Source organism: Burkholderia sp. SRS-25 (assembly GCF_004343765.1).
GTDB lineage: Bacteria > Pseudomonadota > Gammaproteobacteria > Burkholderiales > Burkholderiaceae > Burkholderia > Burkholderia contaminans.
Map to the genome: position 1 here is coordinate 105,460 of NZ_PTXM01000024.1, position 17,372 is coordinate 122,831.

A 17,372-nucleotide genomic window follows, 5' to 3' on the forward strand; every position below is an offset into this window, starting at 1 on the left:
GCGCACGCCTCGTCCTGGATGCGTCGGCGACGCCCGGGCCGCGCGCGGGCCCGGACACGGCGTCAGGTCAGTTGCCGCTCCTGCAGGGAAACGCCTTGCCGAGACCGAGCGACACCGCGGTGCTCGCGTTGTAGTCGGCCAGCTTCGGATTTTCCGCGATGTACTTGCGCACCGCGTCGGTCATCTGCTGCGCCCGGATGTCGGGCGGCAGGCAGAAATACTGGCCGACCCGCGGCCCCGTCGTGCCGCCGATCGCATCGATGGTGTTGTAGACGCCGTCGGCGGCGCCTTCGATGTAGGCCGCGCACGACGCCCGCGACTTGACGTCCGTCTTCGCGCACAGCCGGTCGAGATCAGCGCCCGTGAAAGCCGCCGCCGACAACGGCACGGCAAACGCCGCGGCACAAAACATTGCGCGCAACATGGTGTTCCTTATGTCAATGCGGCCCGAGACCGCCTGCTGCCCTGGCCGGCGCGGCGCCGGGCCGCCCTGCTCCGGCCGGAATCCGGCCGGGCGGGCACCGTCTGCCGCACCGAAAACCGTCATTTTGCACTCTTTTGCGCATCTGCCGGCGTCGATGCCCCGATGCGGGTCGTCCGCTTGCTCAGGATCTCGATCGCGTCCGGCGCGTTGTAGTGCTTCGCGAATTCGAGCGCGGTGATGCCGAGCTGGTTCTTCACCTGCGGATCGGCACCCTGGTCGAGCAGCAGCGTGACCGTCGACGGATGGTTGCCGCGTGCGGCCATCATCAGCGGCGTCGTGCCGTTCGGCGATGCGGTATCGATGTACGCGTCGTGGTCGAGCAACAGCTTCACGACCGCGTCCTGGCCGTTGGTGGCCGCGTAGTGCAGCGGCGCCCAGCCCTTCTTGCTGACTTCCGCGCCCTTGTCGATCAGCAGCTTGGCGAGGCCGACATCGCCGTTCAGCGACGCGAGCATCAGCGCGGTTTCGCCGGCCTTGTCTTCCTTCTCGAGATCGACGTTCGGTGTCGTGGCGAGCGCCGCCGCGACCTTGTCGGACTTCTCGCGCGCGGCGATCACGATCAGCGGGTCGCCGTTCGGCGCGATCGTGTTCGGGTCGAGCTTGCCGCTCTTGAGCTGCTTGCCGATGTCGGCGATGTCGTCGAACTTGACGGCCTTGACGATCGCATCGAGCGATTCGGCATGTGCGCCGGCTGCCGCGAACAGGCCGCTCGCGACGAGTGCGGCGGCAACGAGTGCGCGTTTCGGCAGATGGTTGGTCAGCTTCGTCATTGTTGTGGGCTCCTTCCCTGGGTTGTCGGCTGCGCGCACGTCGTTAGCGCGCGATCTTGAACAGCCGGAAAAAGTTCTGTGTCGTCGCATCGGCGAGCGCCTCGACGGCGATCCCGCGCTCGGATGCGATAAAGCGTCCGACATGGCTGACGTACGCAGGTTCATTCGGCTTGCCACGATACGGCACCGGCGCGAGGTACGGCGAGTCGGTCTCGATCAGCAGCCGGTCGAGCGGCACGCGTCGCGCGACGTCCTGCACGTCGGTCGCGCTCTTGAACGTGACGATGCCCGACAGCGAGATATGGAAGTTCTGCGCGAGCGCCTGCTCGGCCACCGGCCACGGCTCGGTGAAGCAGTGCATCACGCCGCCCGGCACGTCCGCGCGCTCCTCGGCCATGATCCGCAGCGTGTCTTCCGACGACGAGCGCGTGTGGATGATGAGCGGCTTCATCGTCGCGGTCGCCGCGCGGATATGCGTGCGAAAGCGTTCGCGCTGCCATTCCATGTCGTCGATCGACCGGCCTTCGAGACGGTAGTAGTCGAGGCCGGTTTCGCCGATCGCGACGACCTTCGGGTGCGCGGCCAGCTCGACGAGCTCCGCGAGTGTCGGCTCGTGCATGTCCTCGTGATCGGGATGCACGCCGACCGACGCATAGACGTTGTCGTACGCGTCCGCGATCGCCAGGACGTCGGGCAGCGTCTCGAAATCGACCGACACGCACAGCGCGTGCGTGACGTCGTGCTCGCGCATGTTCTCGAGAACGGCCGGCAGGCGGTCGGCCAGGCCCTTGAAATTGATATGGCAGTGAGAATCGACGAACATCATTTTTCCTGAATACGTAAGGCGAGCGCTCATGCGCGCGCCGGCATGCGGCAGCGGGCGGCGTTCGCGGGCCGGCCGGCCACGGTCGCGTCACGGTGCGGGGCCGTCATCATTTCGCAACCCGCAGGAAACAATGCCGGATCACGCGAACATTTCCCGGTATCCGAGAAACAATTCCTCGAATACGAGCCGCGCGTTGAGCGGATGGTTCTCGACCGTCCGCTGCCGCGTCACGGCCTTCATGAAGCGGGCGAACGCATTCGCATCGACCGCTTCCGCGCAGCGCGCGAGCGCCGACGCGTGCATCGGGAAATAGCGCGGCGCGCCCGCCATCCGCTGGGCGAGCAGGTCGTACAGCCAGCGCTGCAGCCAGCCGAGCACCAGCGGCACCGGCAGCTTCTGCAGCGTCTCGCCGCACGCGAACGGGTCGCATGCCGCACCGGCCGCGAGCTGCCCGAGCGTGTAGTCGCGCAGCGGGCGGTTCTCGTCGCTCGCGAGCGCCAGCGCGGCGAGCGGCGCACCGCCGGCCTCGGCGAGCAGCGCCGGCGCATGCTCGACGCCCTGCACGGCGAGCCAGGCTGCGGCCGCATCGGGCGCCGGCACCGTCATCGGCCACTGCCGACAGCGGCTGATGATGGTCGGCAGCAGGCGGTCGATGCGCGCCGATACGAGCAGGAATACGACGCCCGACGGCGGTTCCTCCAGCGTTTTCAACAACGCGTTCGACGCCGCGACGTTCAGCGCCTCGGCCGGATACAGCACGACGACGCGCGCGCCGCCGCGATGCGAACCGACTCCGCAGAAATCGAGCAGCGCGCGCACCTGCTCGATCTTGATTTCCTTGCTCGGCGCCCGCGTCTTCTTGCCGCCTTCGTCCGCGTCGGCCGCCTTCGCGTCGTCCGCGGCACCCGGCGCCTCGCCCGCCAGCGCCTCGGGCAGCACGATCCGGTAATCCGGATGGTTGCCCTGCGAGAACCAGGTGCAGGCCGCGCAGGCGCCGCAAGGCTCGCCGTTCGGCTGCGGCGATTCGCACAGGAAGCCCTGCGCGAGATGCTGCGCGAACTGCAGCTTGCCGATCCCGGCCTGGCCGTGCAGCAGCAGCGCGTGCGGCCATTGCGCACGCAGTTGCTGCAGGCGGTTCCAGTCGTCGGTCTGCCACGGGTAGATCATGGGGTGCGTTCCTTGCGAATTACAGCGCGGCGAGCACGCGTTCGAGCTGCTGGCGGATCTCGGGAATCGTCTGCGTCGCATCGACGATCGCGAAGCGGTGCGGCGCCTCTTCCGCGCGCCGCAGGTATTCGCTGCGCGTGCGCGAGAAGAACGCGTCGGATTCGCTCTCGAACTTGTCGGGCATGCGCGCGGCGCCGCGGCGCTCGCTCGCCACCTGCGGCGCGACGTCGAACAGCACCGTCAGGTCGGGCTGGAAACCGCCCTGCACCCAGCGCTCGAGCGTCTCGAGCTTGTCGCGCGGCAGCCCGCGGCCGCCGCCCTGGTACGCGAACGTCGCATCGGTGAAGCGATCGGACACGACCCAGTCGCCGCGCGCGAGCGCCGGCTCGATCACGAGCGCGAGATGTTCGCGGCGCGCGGCGAACATCAGCAGCGCTTCCGTCTCGAGGTCCATCGGCTGGTTCAGCAGGATCTCGCGCAGTTTCTCGCCGAGCTGCGTGCCGCCCGGCTCGCGGGTGACGACGACTTGCCGGCCGGCCGCGGCCAGCTTGCCCTGGAGGCGTTCGCAGAACCATTGCAGGTGGGTGGTCTTCCCCGCCCCGTCGATGCCTTCGAACGTGATGAATTTACCGCTCGCCATTATTGACCTCGTATGTACTTGTCCACGGCCTTGTTGTGGTCGCCGAGCGTGTCCGAAAACACGCTCGTGCCATCGCCTTTCGCGACGAAATAGAGCGCGCTCGTCGGTGCCGGGTTGATCGCCGCCTGCAGCGCGGCCACGCCCGGCAACGCGATCGGCGTCGGGGGCAGCCCGCGTCGGGTGTAGGTATTGTAAGGAGTGTCGGCCTGCAGGTCGCGCTTGCGCAGGCGGCCGTCGTACGCATCGCCGAGCCCGTAGATCACCGACGGATCGGTCTGCAGCGGCATGCCGATGCGCAGCCGGTTCGCGAACACTGCCGCGACGAACGCACGGTCGGCCGCATGGCCCGTTTCCTTTTCGACGATCGACGCGATCGTCAGCGCTTCGTAAGGCGTCTTGTACGGCAGGCCCGGCACGCGCGCGGCCCAGGCCTCGTCGAGACGCGTCTGCATCAGATGGTACGCGCGCCGGTAGATGTTCAGGTCGCTCGTGCCCTTGTCGAACAGATAGGTGTCAGGGAAGAACAGCCCCTCGCCGCTGCCGCGCTGCACCGCGCTGTCCGACGCGCCGATCGCGCGCAGCAGCTCGGCGTCGCTCATGCTCGCCGTCGAGTGCGCAAGATCGGGGTTCGAGTCGAGTTCCGCGCGCATCCGCTTGAACGTCCATCCTTCGATGACCGTCGCGACGTACTCGTTCACGTCGCCGCGCGCGATTTTCTGCAGCACCTCGTAAGGCGTGATGCCGGTCTTGAATTCGTAGTTGCCGGACTTGAGCCGGCTCGACAGCCCGAGCACGCGCGTCATCGCGACGAAGCCGAGCGGCTCGACCGGCACGCCGCCACGCTTCAACTGCAGCGCGACGCTCTTCACGCTGCTGCGCGGCTTGATCGTGACGTCGAGCGATGCCGAACCCAGCAACAACGGCCGGGTTGCCCAGTAATACCCGCCGCCCGCGCCGGCAGCGGCCACAACGACGGCCAGCGCCACGATCGTCGCGGCGCATTTCTTCAGTAGGGACATGGAAACGTGACTCAGGTAAGACCCATATAATACTTGCTCGCCTCCGTCAAAGTCAGGGTTGACTGTTCCCTCATTCCATGAGCACACCGTTCGCTTCACCGGCAGTCCAGGCCGCACCCGCCTCGCTCCCCGTTTTCCCCCGTCCGTCCGCCGCCGATTTCGATGCGCCGGGCGCCTGCATGCCGTTGCCGCAGTTCGGCGTGATCGACGTGGCCGGCGATGATGCCGCGACGTTCCTGCACAGCCAGCTCACCAACGACATCGAACATCTCGACGCCGCGAGTGCGCGGCTGTCCGGCTATTGCTCGCCGAAAGGGCGCCTCCTCGGTTCGTTCCTCACGTGGCGCGCCGGCCACGGCGTGCGCCTGCTGGTGTCGAAGGACGTGCAGCCCGCCGTGCAGAAGCGGTTGTCGATGTTCGTGCTGCGTGCCAAAGCGAAGCTGACGGATGCGAGCGACGCGCTCGCGGTGGTTGGTTTCGCGGGCGACGTGCGCGACGCGCTGTCGGGCATCTTCGATGCACTGCCGGACGGCGTGCACGTGAAGGTCGACGGCCCCGCCGGCACGCTGATCCGCGTGCCCGATGCAGCCGGCCGCAAGCGCTATCTGTGGATCGGCCCGCGCGCGGAAGTCGACGCGCGCATCGCCGCGCTCGGCGGGTCGCTGCCGGTCGTGTCTCCGGCCGTATGGGACTGGCTCGACATCCGCGCGGGCGAACCACGCATCACGCAGCCTGCCGTCGAACAGTTCGTGCCGCAGATGGTCAACTTCGACGTGATCGGCGCCGTTAACTTTCGCAAGGGATGCTACCCGGGCCAGGAAATCGTCGCGCGCAGCCAGTACCGCGGCACGATCAAGCGCCGCACGGCGCTCGCGCACGTCGCCGGCGAGACCGATACCGTGCATGCGGGCGTCGAGCTGTTCCACAGCGACGATCCCGGCCAGCCGTGCGGGATGATCGTCAACGCGGCGGCCGCGCCCTCGGGCGGCGTCGACGCGCTCGTCGAGATCAAGCTCGCCGCGCTCGACAGCGGCACGGTGCACCTCGGTTCGGCCGACGGCCCGGTGCTCGCGTTCGATACGCTGCCGTACGCCTGGCCGACGGAAGCGTGATGCACTGACAACCCGTTCGCGCGCCGGCTCGCGAGTCGCAACCGGCGCCCGATGTTTCCTGCGAGAGATTCGCCCGATGTGTCTGATTGCCTTCGACTGGCAGCCTGATGCCGCCGCCGGTCCCGTCTTTACCCTCACCGCCAACCGCGACGAGTTCTTTCGTCGGACAAGCGCGCCGCTCTCGTGGTGGGAAGATGTCCCGGGCGTGCTGGCCGGCCGCGATCTCGAAGCGGGCGGCACGTGGCTCGGCGTATCGCGCGACGGCCGTTTCGCCGCGCTGACGAACTACCGCGCACCGTTCGACATCCGCGCGGGTGCACCGACCCGCGGCAAGCTCGTGTCCGACTTCCTCGGCGGCCCGTCCGTCGCGCCGCTCGACTACCTCGGGCGGCTCGCGGAGCATGCGGCCGTCTACAACGGCTTCAACCTGCTCGTCGGCGACTGGCGACGGCGTGAGCTCGCGTGGTTCTGCAATCGCGCGCCCGAAGGTGAAAGCAGTGTCGCCGCGCCCGTCGCGATCGCGCCCGGTGTGCATGCGCTGTCGAATGCGCGGCTCGATACGCCCTGGCCGAAAGTGGTGCGCAAGCGCGCGGAACTCGGCACGCTGCTCACCGACAATCCGACCCCGTCGCTCGACGAACTGATCGCGCTGATGCGCGACCCGCATGTCGCGGACGACGACGCACTGCCGCACACCGGCATTCCGATCGAGCGCGAGCGTGCGCTGTCGGCTGCGTTCATCGAGACACCCGAATACGGCACGCGCGGCACGACCGCGCTGCGCGTCACGATGAAGGAAGGCGTGCGGCTGACGGTCGAGATCAAGGAACGCTGCGACGACGACGGCTCGCACCGCACCGTCCGGCCCGGCACGTTCGAGCGCGCGCTCACGTTCGACCTCGACGCGACCCCGCCGCGCTGAGCACGCGCCGCGCTATGGCGCGCGTGCCATCTCGACGTGGGGCACGCCGGCTTCGACGAACGGTTCACCGACTGCCGCGAAGCCGTGCCGCAGATAGAACGACACGGCCGAATCCTGCGCGTAGAGCCGCACGACGATTTCGCCGCGGCGCCGTGCCGCATCCAGCAGCGCGTTCAGCACGGCTGACCCGACGCCCTGCCCGCGCGCGTCGGCCAGTACCGCGACGCGCCCGATCGTGCCGGACGGCAGCAGCCGCCCCGTCGCGACCGCGCGGCGCGCGCCGGTCGCCGCATCGACGCGGTACGCCACCGCATGGAGCGACAGCGGATCGTCGTCATCGAGCTCCCATTCCGGCGGTATCTGCTGCTCGCGCACGAACACCGCGTCGCGGATCCGCGCGGCATCGCCACCGAGTACCGTCCAGTCGCCCGTTTCCACCACGCCGTTCGTCATCGCAGCTCCCATGTGGCGCGTACGCCGCCAAACTACCACCGTCAAACGTCGTCGAATGCGGCCTTCAGCGCCGCGATCGCGTCGGCATGCGCGGCCCGCACCTCGGGCACGTAGCCGCCCATCTTGAAGAATTCGTGGATCATCCCCGGATAGCAGACGAGCGTGACCGCGTTACCCGCCGCTCGCAACTTCTCCGCATACGCGGCGCCTTCGTCGCTCAGCGGATCGTATTCGGCCGTCGCGATCCACGCCGGCGCGACGCCCGCGAACGACGGCGCATCACGCGTGCCGTCGAGCGGCGCGAAACGCCAGTCGTCGCGGTCCGCCCGATCGCGTATGTATTGCGTGAAAAACCACTGGATCGTGTCCTGCGTCAGCAAGTAGCCGTTCGCGAGCCGTGCGTGCGATTCAGTGTCCTGGAAGCCCGTCACGCCCGGGTAGATCAGCATCTGCAACGCAAGGCGAATGCCTGCGTCGCGTGCGAGCACCGCGCAGACGGTCGCGAGCGTGCCGCCCGCGCTGTCGCCACCGACGGCCAATCGTTCTGCATCGATGCCGAACGCGGCCGCTTCGCGATGCAGCCATTGCAATGCGTCGGCGGCGTCGTGCACCGCGGTCGGAAACCTGTGCTCGGGCGCGAGCCGATAGCCGACCGACAGCACCGCACATTGCGCATCGTGCGCGAACATCCGGCACAGCGCGTCGTGCGTATCGACGCTGCCGACCGTGAAGCCACCGCCGTGGTAATAGACGAGCGCTGGCAGCGGCTCCGCGAGGCTCGGCGCGACCGGCAGGTACAGCCTCGCGCCGATCGTGCGGCCGTCGCGCGTCGGCACGACACATTCCTCGACCGAATGCATCGGCGCCGGTGCGACGTCGAGAATCGGCGCGCTCTTCTCGTACGCGGCGCGCGCCTGCTGCGGCGTCTGGTGGTGATAGGACGGACGTTTCGCGCGCTCGACCATGTCGAGCACCTGGGCGATCTTCGGATTCAGCGGCATCGGTGAGGACGGCGCCTGGCGGGCGCCGTGAACGGACAAGCGTGCATGATGCCATGCGCGCGTCAGGCGAGCGTGATGCGCCGTGTGTTGCGACATTCCTCGGTGTGCGATGCACGCCGCCAAACAAAACGGCCCTGCCTGTGAAGAGGCCGGGCCGCCGGGCGTGCGGGCGTTTACGCGTCGCTCGGGCCGGGCTGGGCGTCCGGCGCCGTGCGCGAACGTTGCCGCTTGATGTCGCGGCCCACCGCGAGCCGCCGCATGTACTTGAACGTGCCGAGCGCCTTCGCGACGAAATTGCCGTCGCTGTCGCGCACTTCGCCTTCGCAGTAAGCCATCGTCGTCGAGCGATGCATCACACGCCCGTAAGCGCGCAGTTCGCCCCGCCCCGGCTGCATGAAGTTCACCTTCATTTCGACCGTGACGACGCCGATACCGTCGTCGGTCAGGCTGCGTGCGGCCATCGCGAGCGCGATATCCGCGAGCGTCATCGTCACGCCGCCGTGCGCGATGCTCCACGTGTTCATGTGCCGCTCTTCGAGCGGCAGCACAATCTCGCTTGCGCCGTCCTTCGCGGACACGAGCTGCACGCCGAGCATGTCGACGAACGGGCTTTCGATCGACGGGCCGTCCGTCGGGGTTGCCGCGTCGCTCATCGTGCGCTGTCGACGAGGTAGTCGACGCACTCGCGCGATTCGGCCACCGCGACGACGAATTTCTTCACTTCCTGGTGAACCGGATGCACCTGGTATGCATCGAGTGCGGCTTTGTCCGCGAAATCGGACACGAGCACGATGTCGGCAGTCGCATCGAGGCCAGGTGTCGCCACGCCGACGTCGATCTGCAGCGTGCCCGGCACGAGGTCGCGGCAGCCTTCGAGCTTTTCCTTCAGCTTCAGCGCGTTCTGCGCGCGCGTCGCGCCTTCGGCCGATTCTTTCAACTTCCACATGACAATGTGTCTGATCACTTCGTTCGCTCCAGTTCGTGATGGGTCGGCAACTTGCCGCAACCCCTTGCCAGTCGGGCGTTTCACGCCCTTTTACCGTTCGCTTGCGTCGCCGGAAATCGTGTCCAGCCTAGAAAAAATGGGGGATGAAAAGGGGTAGCAGTTCGACAATCCAGAGACGATACCGCCTTTTTCACCGTGCCACTTACCGGCAGCAAGATCCGACAAGCGAAGGCAGGCGACTAGCCTACCAAACTTACCGACGCCAATGGACTGTATCTGTTGGTGAAGCCGTTCGACTCCAAGCTCTGGCGATGTAATGACCTGCGCCCTGCACACAGGAGCAGCCGGAGTCTGGTAAAGCTCGTTTTCGGAGAAGAAGACGAACACGATGAAGCGCTTTACGGATCAGCGAATCATCGGGTTTCTGAAGGAAGTCGAGACCGCTATGCCGGTCGAGGAACTGTGGAGGAAGCACGGGTTCAGTGATCCGTCGTTCCACACCTGGCGTACGAAGTTCGGCGGCATGGAAGTCTCGGAAGCCCGCCGGCTCAAGGACTTCGAGGTGGAGAATGCCCGGCTGAAGAAACGGCTGGCCGAGGCAATGCGCGATACGCAAAGGCACGCACGCCAATCACCAGCGCACCTATCGCCTGTACCGTGAGGCAACCGGGCAACCGCGGCTGCGCCTGCCGCTTTCCAGGAGCGGGTTCATAGGGACTTTGCCGGAAGCCCATTGGCCCTGTTGAAGGGCAGATCAGCGCAAAGCCGAAATAAATCGGACGGGCAACAAACGATGCGCGTATGATGGGCTCATCAGGGCGACCAATAGTCCCCTGACCTTTCGCCCCTCCATCCGCCCTCTTGCTGCATCGCCCCTCTTTCGCGCTGCAACGCAGTCCCTTTCATCAACCAGCCCGCTCCGCAACGTGGATACCGGCTGGATGCGTTTGCCCATGCGACTCGTCGTGGCCGAACGCCAGGAGTTTGCCATGAGCATGCACGTCTACCGTGGATTCGAGATTTATCCACTGATTTACCCTCACGCGCCGGCGCCGAATGGCTGCCCGCATAACTACGACGCCGGGTTCGACGCGGCAGTCAAGATTTGCCTTCGCGGGACCACCGATACGCTGACACAGAGCCAGACTTTCAGATTGCGCGACACATCCCCCTTTGACAACGCCGGCGACGCCCGTCGTGCCTCGGTGCGCTATGCCGAGAACATCATCGACGATAACCGCGACAAACAGGGGTTCTTTTCCGGCGCGCGCTGAGGCGGCTCGTCAGCGCAACACAATTTCCCGGTCTGTTGGAGGTCAAAATGATCATCGACGAACTGCTCGGCTTGATCAGACGGCGGGAGGTCACCTGGATCGACACCGTCGTACCCGTCAGAATCGCCGATTCAGCAATGTGCCGCCCACATGAGCTGCAAATGTTCACTGCCATACGTGCACTATCGATCGGAGCCGGATATTCGGAATTCGAATCCGACGAGATTGCAAGCGCCGTCATGACACGGCTCGGCTGACTTTCCGTTTGAATCTTTCGATACAGGATCTACATGACGACAATTACTCTTAAGCTTAACGAACCGATCGATGTCGCGTTGCGGCGCTTCCGGCGTGACATCGAGAAAACAGGGCTGATTCGCGAGTTGCGCAGTCGCACCTCCTATGAAAAGCCGACGACGGAACGCAAGCGGAAAAAAGCCAGCGCCGTTGCCAGGCAACACTTGCGTGCGAAGCGCATGTTGCCGCCCCGAAAAATGTACTAGGAGAGCATCGTGTACAACATGCCGACCGAGGCGCCTCCATTTTTTCCGCTGACCAAATGCGAAGTCGATTTCAATCGACAGAAAGACATGGTGACACTGTTGCCGAGCTTCTATGCATTCGGGTGTGAGTACACCAGCCGAGGCTTTCTGATCGGTCGGGACGACGCGTTCAAATTGATTGCGGCATTGGAGAAGGCGCTCAGTATCCAAGGATGAACTCACGCCGACGCGTTCACAAACATTGAAAACCAGAAGACCAGCCATGCGCGTCGCAACCCGGTATGTTGATTTGCTCTGTTTCCTTGTTGGGCTGCAGCTCGTCACCCAAAGGAAAACTCGTCAGTGGCTGTCACCCCCTCAGCTCGTCGAATCGCTACAGGCATGGCTAGTCGTCCATCGAGCGAAATGCGAGTGGCGCGATCGGGTCTGGATAGGTCATGCTGCCCTTCAAATAGCGAAGTCCGTCCACGCCGTGGATAGCTCCGCGCCTTCCGAACAGCGTCCTGGCATGGCGGATGATGCGACAACACACCCGCGAGGTGCGCTCGCGAATCGGTTGGGCCTGCGACTGAAGTGCACCCAGTATCTTCGGGAGCGGATCTGATTCCTCTTACGGGGCCAGCACTCGGACACTCGAACAACAGCAGCAAGCTGACGAGAAGAAATCGTCAGCAGCTGACTCGATGGCCGAAACACGATATATGGAGGAAAAATGCGCTTCAATTCGACACGATTCCGAATCGATTCGACACCGCGCAGAGCCGATGTTCAGTATGTCGCGCACGTGCGGATCACCACAACACTGATGGACGGCGCGGAACAAGAAGTACATGATAGTAGCGACCTGGCTGCTTTCTACAATCGTGACGATGCAGTTGCGTACGCAACAAAATGGGCAGAAGAATGGCTGACTTCACGATACGGTTGACGAACGGCCTCAATCACTCGAACGCGACGAACTTGGCTGAGGAAACCATTCTTCCACGTTGAAACCCTCTGCGGATTGCTACGTTGGAAGGAATCTGATTGACTAACCGGATCTCGATGAATGGCAACGCCGGCGATGACAGTCGACCAAAGTTCCGTGCCTCACTACGTTGTTCTTCTGAACGGATGGCGACCCTATGTATTGAATGTGGATCGCATCGTCATCCGACGTGAAGCTAGTCGGTTGTTGCTTGCCTTTGCACGGTCCCATGGCAAACTTGAAGGCATCGACGGTGACGAATGGAACATGTTTTCCGACGCACAGGATCTTTCAGTACCTGAGCGTCGCGAGGCGCGGTTCTATGCCCTGGTAATGGGGACCGAGACCGAGCATCAGTTGCGGTTGCTTGCAAATCTCTGAAATTTTCATTCCGAGCAGCGTTCCGGTTCCCAGTGACGACGAGCGCGACGCCCTGCTCGCGCAGCCCGTCAGCAGCCCCGTCGGCAGCAGCGACATCAGCCAGCACTCGTTCTTTCGCAGCGTCGATTGCGCTCCTGTTGTGCCGCCAGGCGGCGACGAAACGCGCTACGTTCGCTCGGATTGGACCGTCACGTCGAGCAACCGAATCGCACCGAAAGCATCACCGTCATATAGAATGGTGCGCTTTGCCCGTACTCCTATGTGGTTCAAGAACCTTCAGCTTCATCGTCTTCCGGCACCTTGGGCAGTTACCCCCGATCAGATGGAAAAATGGCTGGCGCCCCACGCGTTCCAGCCAGGCACCAGCGTCGAGATGCAGAGCTGCGGATGGGCGTCGCCGCGTGACGACGGCGCACTCGTGTATTCGATCAACCGGCAGATGTTGCTGACGTTTCGTGCCGAGAAGAAGTTGCTCCCGGCGTCGGTCGTCACTCAGGTGACCAAGGCCCGCGCGCTTGAAATGGAGGAGCAGCAGGGCTTCAAGGTGGGGCGAAAGCAGATGCGCGAACTCAAGGAGCAGGTAACCGACGAACTGCTCCCGCGCGCGTTCACCATCCAGCGCGATACCCGCGTGTGGATCGATACGGTGAACGGCTGGCTCGTCATCGATGCGGCTTCACAGGCGCTTGCCGACGACGTTCGCGGCCTCCTCGTCAAATCGATCGATCAGTTGCCGCTCGCTGGCGTGCAGGTGGTGCGTTCGCCAGTCGCCGCGATGACGGATTGGCTGTTGTCCGGCGAGGCGCCGGGCGGATTCACCGTGGACCAGGACGCCGAGCTGCGCTCGAGCGGCGAAGGCGGCGCCACGGTGCGATACGTCGGCCACGCGCTGGAAGCGAACGACATGCGCCGGCACATCGAGGCCGGCAAACAATGCATGCGCCTTGCGATGACCTGGGACAACCGGATCTCCTTCGTGCTGACGCCGTCGTTGACGATCAAGCGCGTGACGCCGCTCGACGTGATCAAGGAAGCGGCTGATCCGACCGCGCAGAACGACGATGAACGCTTCGACTCGGATGTCACGCTGATGACCGGTGAATTGGAGCGGATGCTGACCAGCCTGATCGATATCCTGGGTGGCGAGCAGCGTGACTCGGTTCATCAGGCGGCAGCAGCCTGAACGCCATCGGCGGCAGAGAAACCTCGCCTCCCTCGCGACGCGAGGTTTCTAGCCGGCGCGACGATCCCGCCCACGACCGCCGGCAGCCAGCCTACCCAACTTGCCGGCGCCAAGGGGCCGACATGCCGAGATTCACGCATTCGGCTCCCGGAATGCTGTTTCCGTCAGCACACGGGCGCCGCGACTCATTTGATCAGGCGCAGCACATCGCGAAAACGCGGATGCCGGCTGGAGCCCACCCATTCGAACCCGATCATCTCGACCGTCGCGATTTGCACCCCCGCCGCACCGAGCCGGGCGACCCCGGCGTCCCGGTCGGTTGTCCTGCGAGACCCCACGGCATCGCTGACCACCGTGACTTTGCGGCCGCTGCGCAACAGCCCGAACGCCGTTTGCAACACGCACACGTGCGCCTCGCAACCGGCGACGATGACGCTGTTGCGCCCGTCCGGCAATGCGTCGACCAGGCCCTCCGCACACGCGTCGAAATGGTCCTTGACGACGGTGTCGGAGCACAGACCCTTGATCTCGGGTACGTTCCGGCCCAGCTGGATGGGGCTCTGCTCGGTACCCATCACCGGCACCCCGAGAATCTGCGCAATGCGGGCGAGTCGGACAGCCTGCGTGACGACCGATGCCCCGTCGTGGATCACCGGCATCAGCCGCGCCTGAAAATCAACCAATACGACCACTGAATCGTCGGACACGTGCAGCACGGCGCATTCTCCGGAGTGAAAGCGACGTCAACCACCATCGACCGTCGATGAAAAGTCGCTTTGTCGCAAGATCGTCAGTCCCGCATAAGACCGATGTCGAATCGCACCAATCACCGGTTGCGTGAATTCGGTAAACGGAAGCGGCCCCCAAGCCTACCAAACTTGCCGGCACCGCTGACGTGATCGCATGGACCCAGGTTCACGGAATCACCCGCCGGTCCAGTGGCAGGAACGCCGGTTGCTCACCGCTTCGTATTGTCGAGTCCACCGCCCGAGACACGGCGACAGGCAAACCGCCACGATTCAATTCCGGTTCGGAATCAATCACCAATACCGACATAGATTGCCAATCGATTTTCACCCAACCCGATAATCTGCGCACCGCTACTCTCCGATGAATTCGCATATTTTACCGATCCAACAAGCAATAATTGCGACCTCATTCCAGAACATTATCCGAAAACCACAAAATCATTATTGACTTCGACTTTATCCGAACTTTAGAATCCCCAACGACAGCTTACGTTTCGATTTTCACCCCGCGCACGCGCCCATATCGGCACGGTACCGGAACGCCAGCAGAGAAGCCTTGCATGCCCGGCCGGGGCAGCGCCTCCGTTTGTTTTCAATTCCGGCATTAACCGACAACCGGTTATTTCTCATTCAACTCGCCCCCGAAGTACACGCGTATTAATTCTGAATTTCCCAGGAATTCTGCAATACCGGACTAAGCAGATCGAGCACCCGCTCATTCGATAATTCTCATAAAAATCGCCAGTCATCAGGAGGGACATCAACATGCATCGCCTTGCGAAGTCGCTGTGTCTCGGATTCATCTGCGCCGGCCTGCTCGCGGCCTGCAATGACGACGACGTCAAATCGAGCAACCCGCCGTCGAACAACGCAGCACTGTCGTTCCGCATGGACGCCGGCGGCCAGATCAACGCGTTCTACCGGCAGGACAACGTCGCCGCACACCTGCTCGTGCGTTCGTCGACGAAGCCGCGCCTGCTCGTGGTCTTCCCCGCCGGCAACAGCGGCACCGGGCTGTGGTTCGACGATACCGCGCAGCCGGTGAACTGGAGCCTAGACACGCCGCCGTCCGCGCTATCGGCGCCCGACACGCACGGCCGTCCGCTTTACGGCATCGGCGCCGACGTGTCGGTGGACACCAACACGCTGACGATCCGACAGGGCGTGCTCAGCAACGTGCGCTTCCTGCGCGACTTCAACGGCGGTGCAACGATTCCGCAGCAGATCCTCACCGCGCCGACGGTCCAGGGCAGCGCCGCGCAATGGCAACGCGACCGGATCGACGGCGCGCCCGGCTATTCACTGCGCATCACGCTGCGCGACGGCGGCAGCATCGCGCCGGCAGCGGGCGGCAAGCTCGTCCTGAGCGCACCGGCGGGCTCGCACACGTTGCGGTTGCATGTCGATGCGCTGTCGGGCGAGACGCCGTTGTCGCCGATCACGCGCGCCGACCTTCTCGCGCCGTCGGTGAACCCCGACCCGGTGAGCCAGAACGTGCTCGAATTCCTGAGCTTCCACGACAAGCTGCTGGCCGGCTCGTGGCAGTACGACACCTACTTCGGCCGCGACACGCTGATCTCGGTACGCATGCTGATGCCCGTGCTCGAACCTGCGGCGATCGAGGCCGGCCTGTCGTCGGTGCTGAGCCGGCTCTCGACCGACGGCAAGGTCGCGCACGAGGAAGGGATCGGCGAATTCGCCCTCGTCGACAACCAGAAGAACGGGCGGCCGAACGATTCGACACCGACCTACGACTACAAGATGATCGACAGCGACTACCTGCTCGCGCCGATCGCGGCCGCGTGGCTGATCGACGATACGCGCGGCCAGGCCCGCGCTGCCGCGTATCTCGCGCAGCGCGGCAGCGACGGACAGACCAATGGCAGCCGTCTGGTCGTCAACCTGCTGCACGTCGCGACAACCACGCAGCCGTTCGCGCAGCAGCCGAGTGTCGCGAACCTGATCCACCTGCGGCCCGGCGAAATCGTCGGCAATTGGCGCGACAGCACCGACGGGCTTGGCGGCGGCGTCTATCCATATGACGTCAACGCGGTGCTCGTGCCGGCCGCGTTGCGCGCGGCGAACGCATTCCTCGCGCGCGGCCTGCTCGATCCGTACCTGGATGCCGGACAGCGCGCGACGCTCGCCAACACGGCAAATCAGGCTGCCACGTGGGAAACGCAGGCACCGCCGCTGTTCCAGGTCAGCGTGCCGGCCGCGCAGGCGGCCACCGACGTGTCGGCCTATGCGCCGTCCGCGGGCGTGCCTGCCGGCGCCGCACCGGGCGCGCCACTGGCGTTCTACGCGCTGTCGCTCGATCAGCAGGGCAACCCGATTCCGGTGATGAATTCGGATGGCGGCTTCGCGCTGCTGTTCGGCACGCCGCCGGATGACGAGCTTCAGCGGATCGTCACCGACGTCACGCGGCCGTTCCCGACCGGGCTCGTGACCGATGCCGGGATGCTGATCGCGAATCCCGCGTATGCAAGCCAGGCGCTGTGGCCGAAATTCACCAGTTCCGCGTATCACGGCACGGTGATCTGGTCGTGGCAGCAGGCGATGTGGGTGGCCGGGCTCGATCGCCAGCTCGCGCGCCAGGACTTGTCGGCTGCGACACGCACGCTGCTCACGCAGGCGCGGCAGACGATCTGGCAGGTGATCTCGAACGGACGCGACATGCGCACGTCCGAGATGTGGACGTGGTCGTACGTGAACGGCAAGTACCAGACCGATGCATTCGGTACGCGTAGCGCCGACGCCACCGAGGCGAACGCTGCGCAGCTCTGGAGCACGACGTATCTCGCGATCCGCGATCCGCAGCAGCGCGCGGGCAAGTACTGGTGGCAGGCGTCGCAGCAGATGCAGGATGCCCAGCCGAAACAGCGCGCGGCGGCGCTGGCAGCGCGGTAGCGCGGTAGCGCGTCGCCAGCCGCATGCTGACCGCCATGCAAAAGCCCCGGTGGCGTTGCCGCCTC

Annotated in this window: 21 protein-coding genes and 1 pseudogene; 11 read left to right on the forward strand and 11 right to left on the reverse strand. The window is 64.8% G+C overall.

From position 1 onward, the window contains the following. Positions 1-67 precede the first annotated feature (67 nt). From C5O79_RS30660 to mltG, 6 genes are all read right to left on the reverse strand, one after another. Entirely contained in the window at positions 68-424 is a 357-nt protein-coding gene (locus C5O79_RS30660) for a Rap1a/Tai family immunity protein (RefSeq protein WP_006485939.1), read from the reverse strand. 119 nt (positions 425-543) lie between these two features. Next, complete coding sequence (locus C5O79_RS30665; RefSeq protein ID WP_046545895.1) at positions 544-1,254, reverse strand: ankyrin repeat domain-containing protein; 711 nt, start codon at positions 1,252-1,254, stop codon at positions 544-546. 43 nt (positions 1,255-1,297) lie between these two features. After that, positions 1,298-2,077 (reverse strand): TatD family hydrolase, encoded by a 780-nt coding sequence (locus C5O79_RS30670; RefSeq protein WP_046546364.1) that lies wholly within the window; start codon positions 2,075-2,077, stop codon positions 1,298-1,300. 141 nt (positions 2,078-2,218) lie between these two features. Next, complete coding sequence (locus tag C5O79_RS30675) at positions 2,219-3,247, reverse strand: DNA polymerase III subunit delta' (RefSeq protein WP_047850765.1); 1,029 nt, start codon at positions 3,245-3,247, stop codon at positions 2,219-2,221. A gap of 19 nt (positions 3,248-3,266) precedes the next feature. Beyond that, complete coding sequence (gene tmk / locus C5O79_RS30680) at positions 3,267-3,887, reverse strand: dTMP kinase (protein ID WP_039367036.1); 621 nt, start codon at positions 3,885-3,887, stop codon at positions 3,267-3,269. Next, on the reverse strand, positions 3,887-4,906 hold the full coding sequence (gene mltG / locus C5O79_RS30685; protein ID WP_046545897.1) for an endolytic transglycosylase MltG: 1,020 nt from the start codon (positions 4,904-4,906) through the stop codon (positions 3,887-3,889). Before mltG ends, tmk begins: the two co-directional genes overlap by 1 nt. Positions 4,907-4,983: 77 nt before the next feature. On the opposite strand from mltG, the gene C5O79_RS30690 reads away from it, so the two are divergent. Beyond that, entirely contained in the window at positions 4,984-6,018 is a 1,035-nt protein-coding gene (locus C5O79_RS30690; RefSeq protein WP_122474020.1) for a folate-binding protein YgfZ, read from the forward strand. Positions 6,019-6,094: 76 nt separating this feature from the next. Further along, positions 6,095-6,940, forward strand: coding sequence for an NRDE family protein (locus tag C5O79_RS30695; RefSeq protein ID WP_046545899.1), 846 nt, complete (start codon positions 6,095-6,097; stop codon positions 6,938-6,940). Between the two features lie 12 nt (positions 6,941-6,952). Here the strand turns inward: C5O79_RS30695 and C5O79_RS30700 are convergent, their stop codons facing one another. From C5O79_RS30700 to C5O79_RS30715, 4 genes are all read right to left on the reverse strand, one after another. After that, positions 6,953-7,393 carry a GNAT family N-acetyltransferase gene (locus C5O79_RS30700; protein WP_039367044.1) on the reverse strand — a complete coding sequence of 147 codons (441 nt, stop codon included), beginning with the start codon at positions 7,391-7,393 and terminating at the stop codon, positions 6,953-6,955. A gap of 41 nt (positions 7,394-7,434) precedes the next feature. Continuing rightward, complete coding sequence (locus C5O79_RS30705; RefSeq protein WP_047851135.1) at positions 7,435-8,394, reverse strand: alpha/beta hydrolase; 960 nt, start codon at positions 8,392-8,394, stop codon at positions 7,435-7,437. 173 nt (positions 8,395-8,567) lie between these two features. Next, the gene (locus tag C5O79_RS30710; protein WP_046545900.1) at positions 8,568-9,047 is read right to left on the reverse strand and encodes a PaaI family thioesterase; all 480 of its coding nucleotides are present in this window, start codon (positions 9,045-9,047) and stop codon (positions 8,568-8,570) included. Further along, a complete protein-coding gene (locus C5O79_RS30715) occupies positions 9,044-9,358 on the reverse strand; it encodes a Dabb family protein (protein ID WP_039367048.1) in 315 nt (104 codons plus the stop codon). The genes C5O79_RS30710 and C5O79_RS30715 overlap by 4 nt, the downstream gene beginning before the upstream one ends. 370 nt (positions 9,359-9,728) lie before the next feature. On the opposite strand from C5O79_RS30715, the pseudogene C5O79_RS30720 reads away from it, so the two are divergent. The 8 genes and pseudogenes from C5O79_RS30720 to C5O79_RS30755 form a co-directional block, all read left to right on the forward strand. Then, positions 9,729-9,944, forward strand: a pseudogene (locus C5O79_RS30720) (transposase); the annotation flags it as partial. 385 nt (positions 9,945-10,329) lie between these two features. Continuing rightward, complete coding sequence (locus C5O79_RS30725) at positions 10,330-10,614, forward strand: hypothetical protein (RefSeq protein ID WP_046546366.1); 285 nt, start codon at positions 10,330-10,332, stop codon at positions 10,612-10,614. A 47-nt stretch (positions 10,615-10,661) separates the two neighbouring features. After that, positions 10,662-10,871, forward strand: coding sequence for a hypothetical protein (locus C5O79_RS30730; protein WP_039367051.1), 210 nt, complete (start codon positions 10,662-10,664; stop codon positions 10,869-10,871). A 33-nt stretch (positions 10,872-10,904) separates the two neighbouring features. Further along, positions 10,905-11,117: a 30S ribosomal protein S21 gene (rpsU, locus tag C5O79_RS30735; protein ID WP_039367060.1), complete on the forward strand. Its 213-nt coding sequence runs from the start codon at positions 10,905-10,907 to the stop codon at positions 11,115-11,117. Positions 11,118-11,126: 9 nt separating this feature from the next. Continuing rightward, positions 11,127-11,333 carry a hypothetical protein gene (locus C5O79_RS30740; RefSeq protein ID WP_046545903.1) on the forward strand — a complete coding sequence of 69 codons (207 nt, stop codon included), beginning with the start codon at positions 11,127-11,129 and terminating at the stop codon, positions 11,331-11,333. Between the two features lie 496 nt (positions 11,334-11,829). After that, complete coding sequence (locus tag C5O79_RS38695) at positions 11,830-12,045, forward strand: hypothetical protein (protein ID WP_082138556.1); 216 nt, start codon at positions 11,830-11,832, stop codon at positions 12,043-12,045. Positions 12,046-12,180: 135 nt separating this feature from the next. Beyond that, the gene (locus C5O79_RS30750; protein WP_081421133.1) at positions 12,181-12,465 is read left to right on the forward strand and encodes a hypothetical protein; all 285 of its coding nucleotides are present in this window, start codon (positions 12,181-12,183) and stop codon (positions 12,463-12,465) included. 259 nt (positions 12,466-12,724) lie between these two features. Then, the gene (locus C5O79_RS30755; protein WP_047850762.1) at positions 12,725-13,648 is read left to right on the forward strand and encodes a recombination-associated protein RdgC; all 924 of its coding nucleotides are present in this window, start codon (positions 12,725-12,727) and stop codon (positions 13,646-13,648) included. 185 nt (positions 13,649-13,833) lie between these two features. On the opposite strand, the gene C5O79_RS30760 is transcribed toward C5O79_RS30755, so the two are convergent. Continuing rightward, positions 13,834-14,364 (reverse strand): isochorismatase family protein, encoded by a 531-nt coding sequence (locus C5O79_RS30760; RefSeq protein ID WP_122474067.1) that lies wholly within the window; start codon positions 14,362-14,364, stop codon positions 13,834-13,836. Positions 14,365-15,162: 798 nt separating this feature from the next. Here C5O79_RS30760 and C5O79_RS30765 point away from each other — a divergent pair. Next, positions 15,163-17,307, forward strand: coding sequence for a hypothetical protein (locus tag C5O79_RS30765; RefSeq protein ID WP_122474068.1), 2,145 nt, complete (start codon positions 15,163-15,165; stop codon positions 17,305-17,307). Positions 17,308-17,372: the final 65 nt, after the last annotated feature.

What these genes read in the sequence shown, in the direction of transcription:
- C5O79_RS30705 (WP_047851135.1), bottom strand. Translation starts at nt 8,394, where the DNA reads ATGCCGCTGAATCCGAAGATCGCCCAGGTGCTCGACATGGTCGAGCGC.
- C5O79_RS30730 (WP_039367051.1), top strand. Translation starts at nt 10,662, where the DNA reads ATGATCATCGACGAACTGCTCGGCTTGATCAGACGGCGGGAGGTCACC.
- C5O79_RS30750 (WP_081421133.1), top strand. Translation starts at nt 12,181, where the DNA reads ATGACAGTCGACCAAAGTTCCGTGCCTCACTACGTTGTTCTTCTGAAC.
- mltG (WP_046545897.1), bottom strand. Translation starts at nt 4,906, where the DNA reads ATGTCCCTACTGAAGAAATGCGCCGCGACGATCGTGGCGCTGGCCGTC.
- C5O79_RS30700 (WP_039367044.1), bottom strand. Translation starts at nt 7,393, where the DNA reads ATGACGAACGGCGTGGTGGAAACGGGCGACTGGACGGTACTCGGTGGC.
- C5O79_RS30710 (WP_046545900.1), bottom strand. Translation starts at nt 9,047, where the DNA reads ATGAGCGACGCGGCAACCCCGACGGACGGCCCGTCGATCGAAAGCCCG.
- C5O79_RS30765 (WP_122474068.1), top strand. Translation starts at nt 15,163, where the DNA reads ATGCATCGCCTTGCGAAGTCGCTGTGTCTCGGATTCATCTGCGCCGGC.
- C5O79_RS30725 (WP_046546366.1), top strand. Translation starts at nt 10,330, where the DNA reads ATGAGCATGCACGTCTACCGTGGATTCGAGATTTATCCACTGATTTAC.
- C5O79_RS30670 (WP_046546364.1), bottom strand. Translation starts at nt 2,077, where the DNA reads ATGTTCGTCGATTCTCACTGCCATATCAATTTCAAGGGCCTGGCCGAC.
- C5O79_RS30675 (WP_047850765.1), bottom strand. Translation starts at nt 3,247, where the DNA reads ATGATCTACCCGTGGCAGACCGACGACTGGAACCGCCTGCAGCAACTG.
- tmk (WP_039367036.1), bottom strand. Translation starts at nt 3,887, where the DNA reads ATGGCGAGCGGTAAATTCATCACGTTCGAAGGCATCGACGGGGCGGGG.
- C5O79_RS38695 (WP_082138556.1), top strand. Translation starts at nt 11,830, where the DNA reads ATGCGCTTCAATTCGACACGATTCCGAATCGATTCGACACCGCGCAGA.
- C5O79_RS30660 (WP_006485939.1), bottom strand. Translation starts at nt 424, where the DNA reads ATGTTGCGCGCAATGTTTTGTGCCGCGGCGTTTGCCGTGCCGTTGTCG.
- C5O79_RS30755 (WP_047850762.1), top strand. Translation starts at nt 12,725, where the DNA reads ATGTGGTTCAAGAACCTTCAGCTTCATCGTCTTCCGGCACCTTGGGCA.
- rpsU (WP_039367060.1), top strand. Translation starts at nt 10,905, where the DNA reads ATGACGACAATTACTCTTAAGCTTAACGAACCGATCGATGTCGCGTTG.
- C5O79_RS30665 (WP_046545895.1), bottom strand. Translation starts at nt 1,254, where the DNA reads ATGACGAAGCTGACCAACCATCTGCCGAAACGCGCACTCGTTGCCGCC.
- C5O79_RS30695 (WP_046545899.1), top strand. Translation starts at nt 6,095, where the DNA reads ATGTGTCTGATTGCCTTCGACTGGCAGCCTGATGCCGCCGCCGGTCCC.
- C5O79_RS30690 (WP_122474020.1), top strand. Translation starts at nt 4,984, where the DNA reads ATGAGCACACCGTTCGCTTCACCGGCAGTCCAGGCCGCACCCGCCTCG.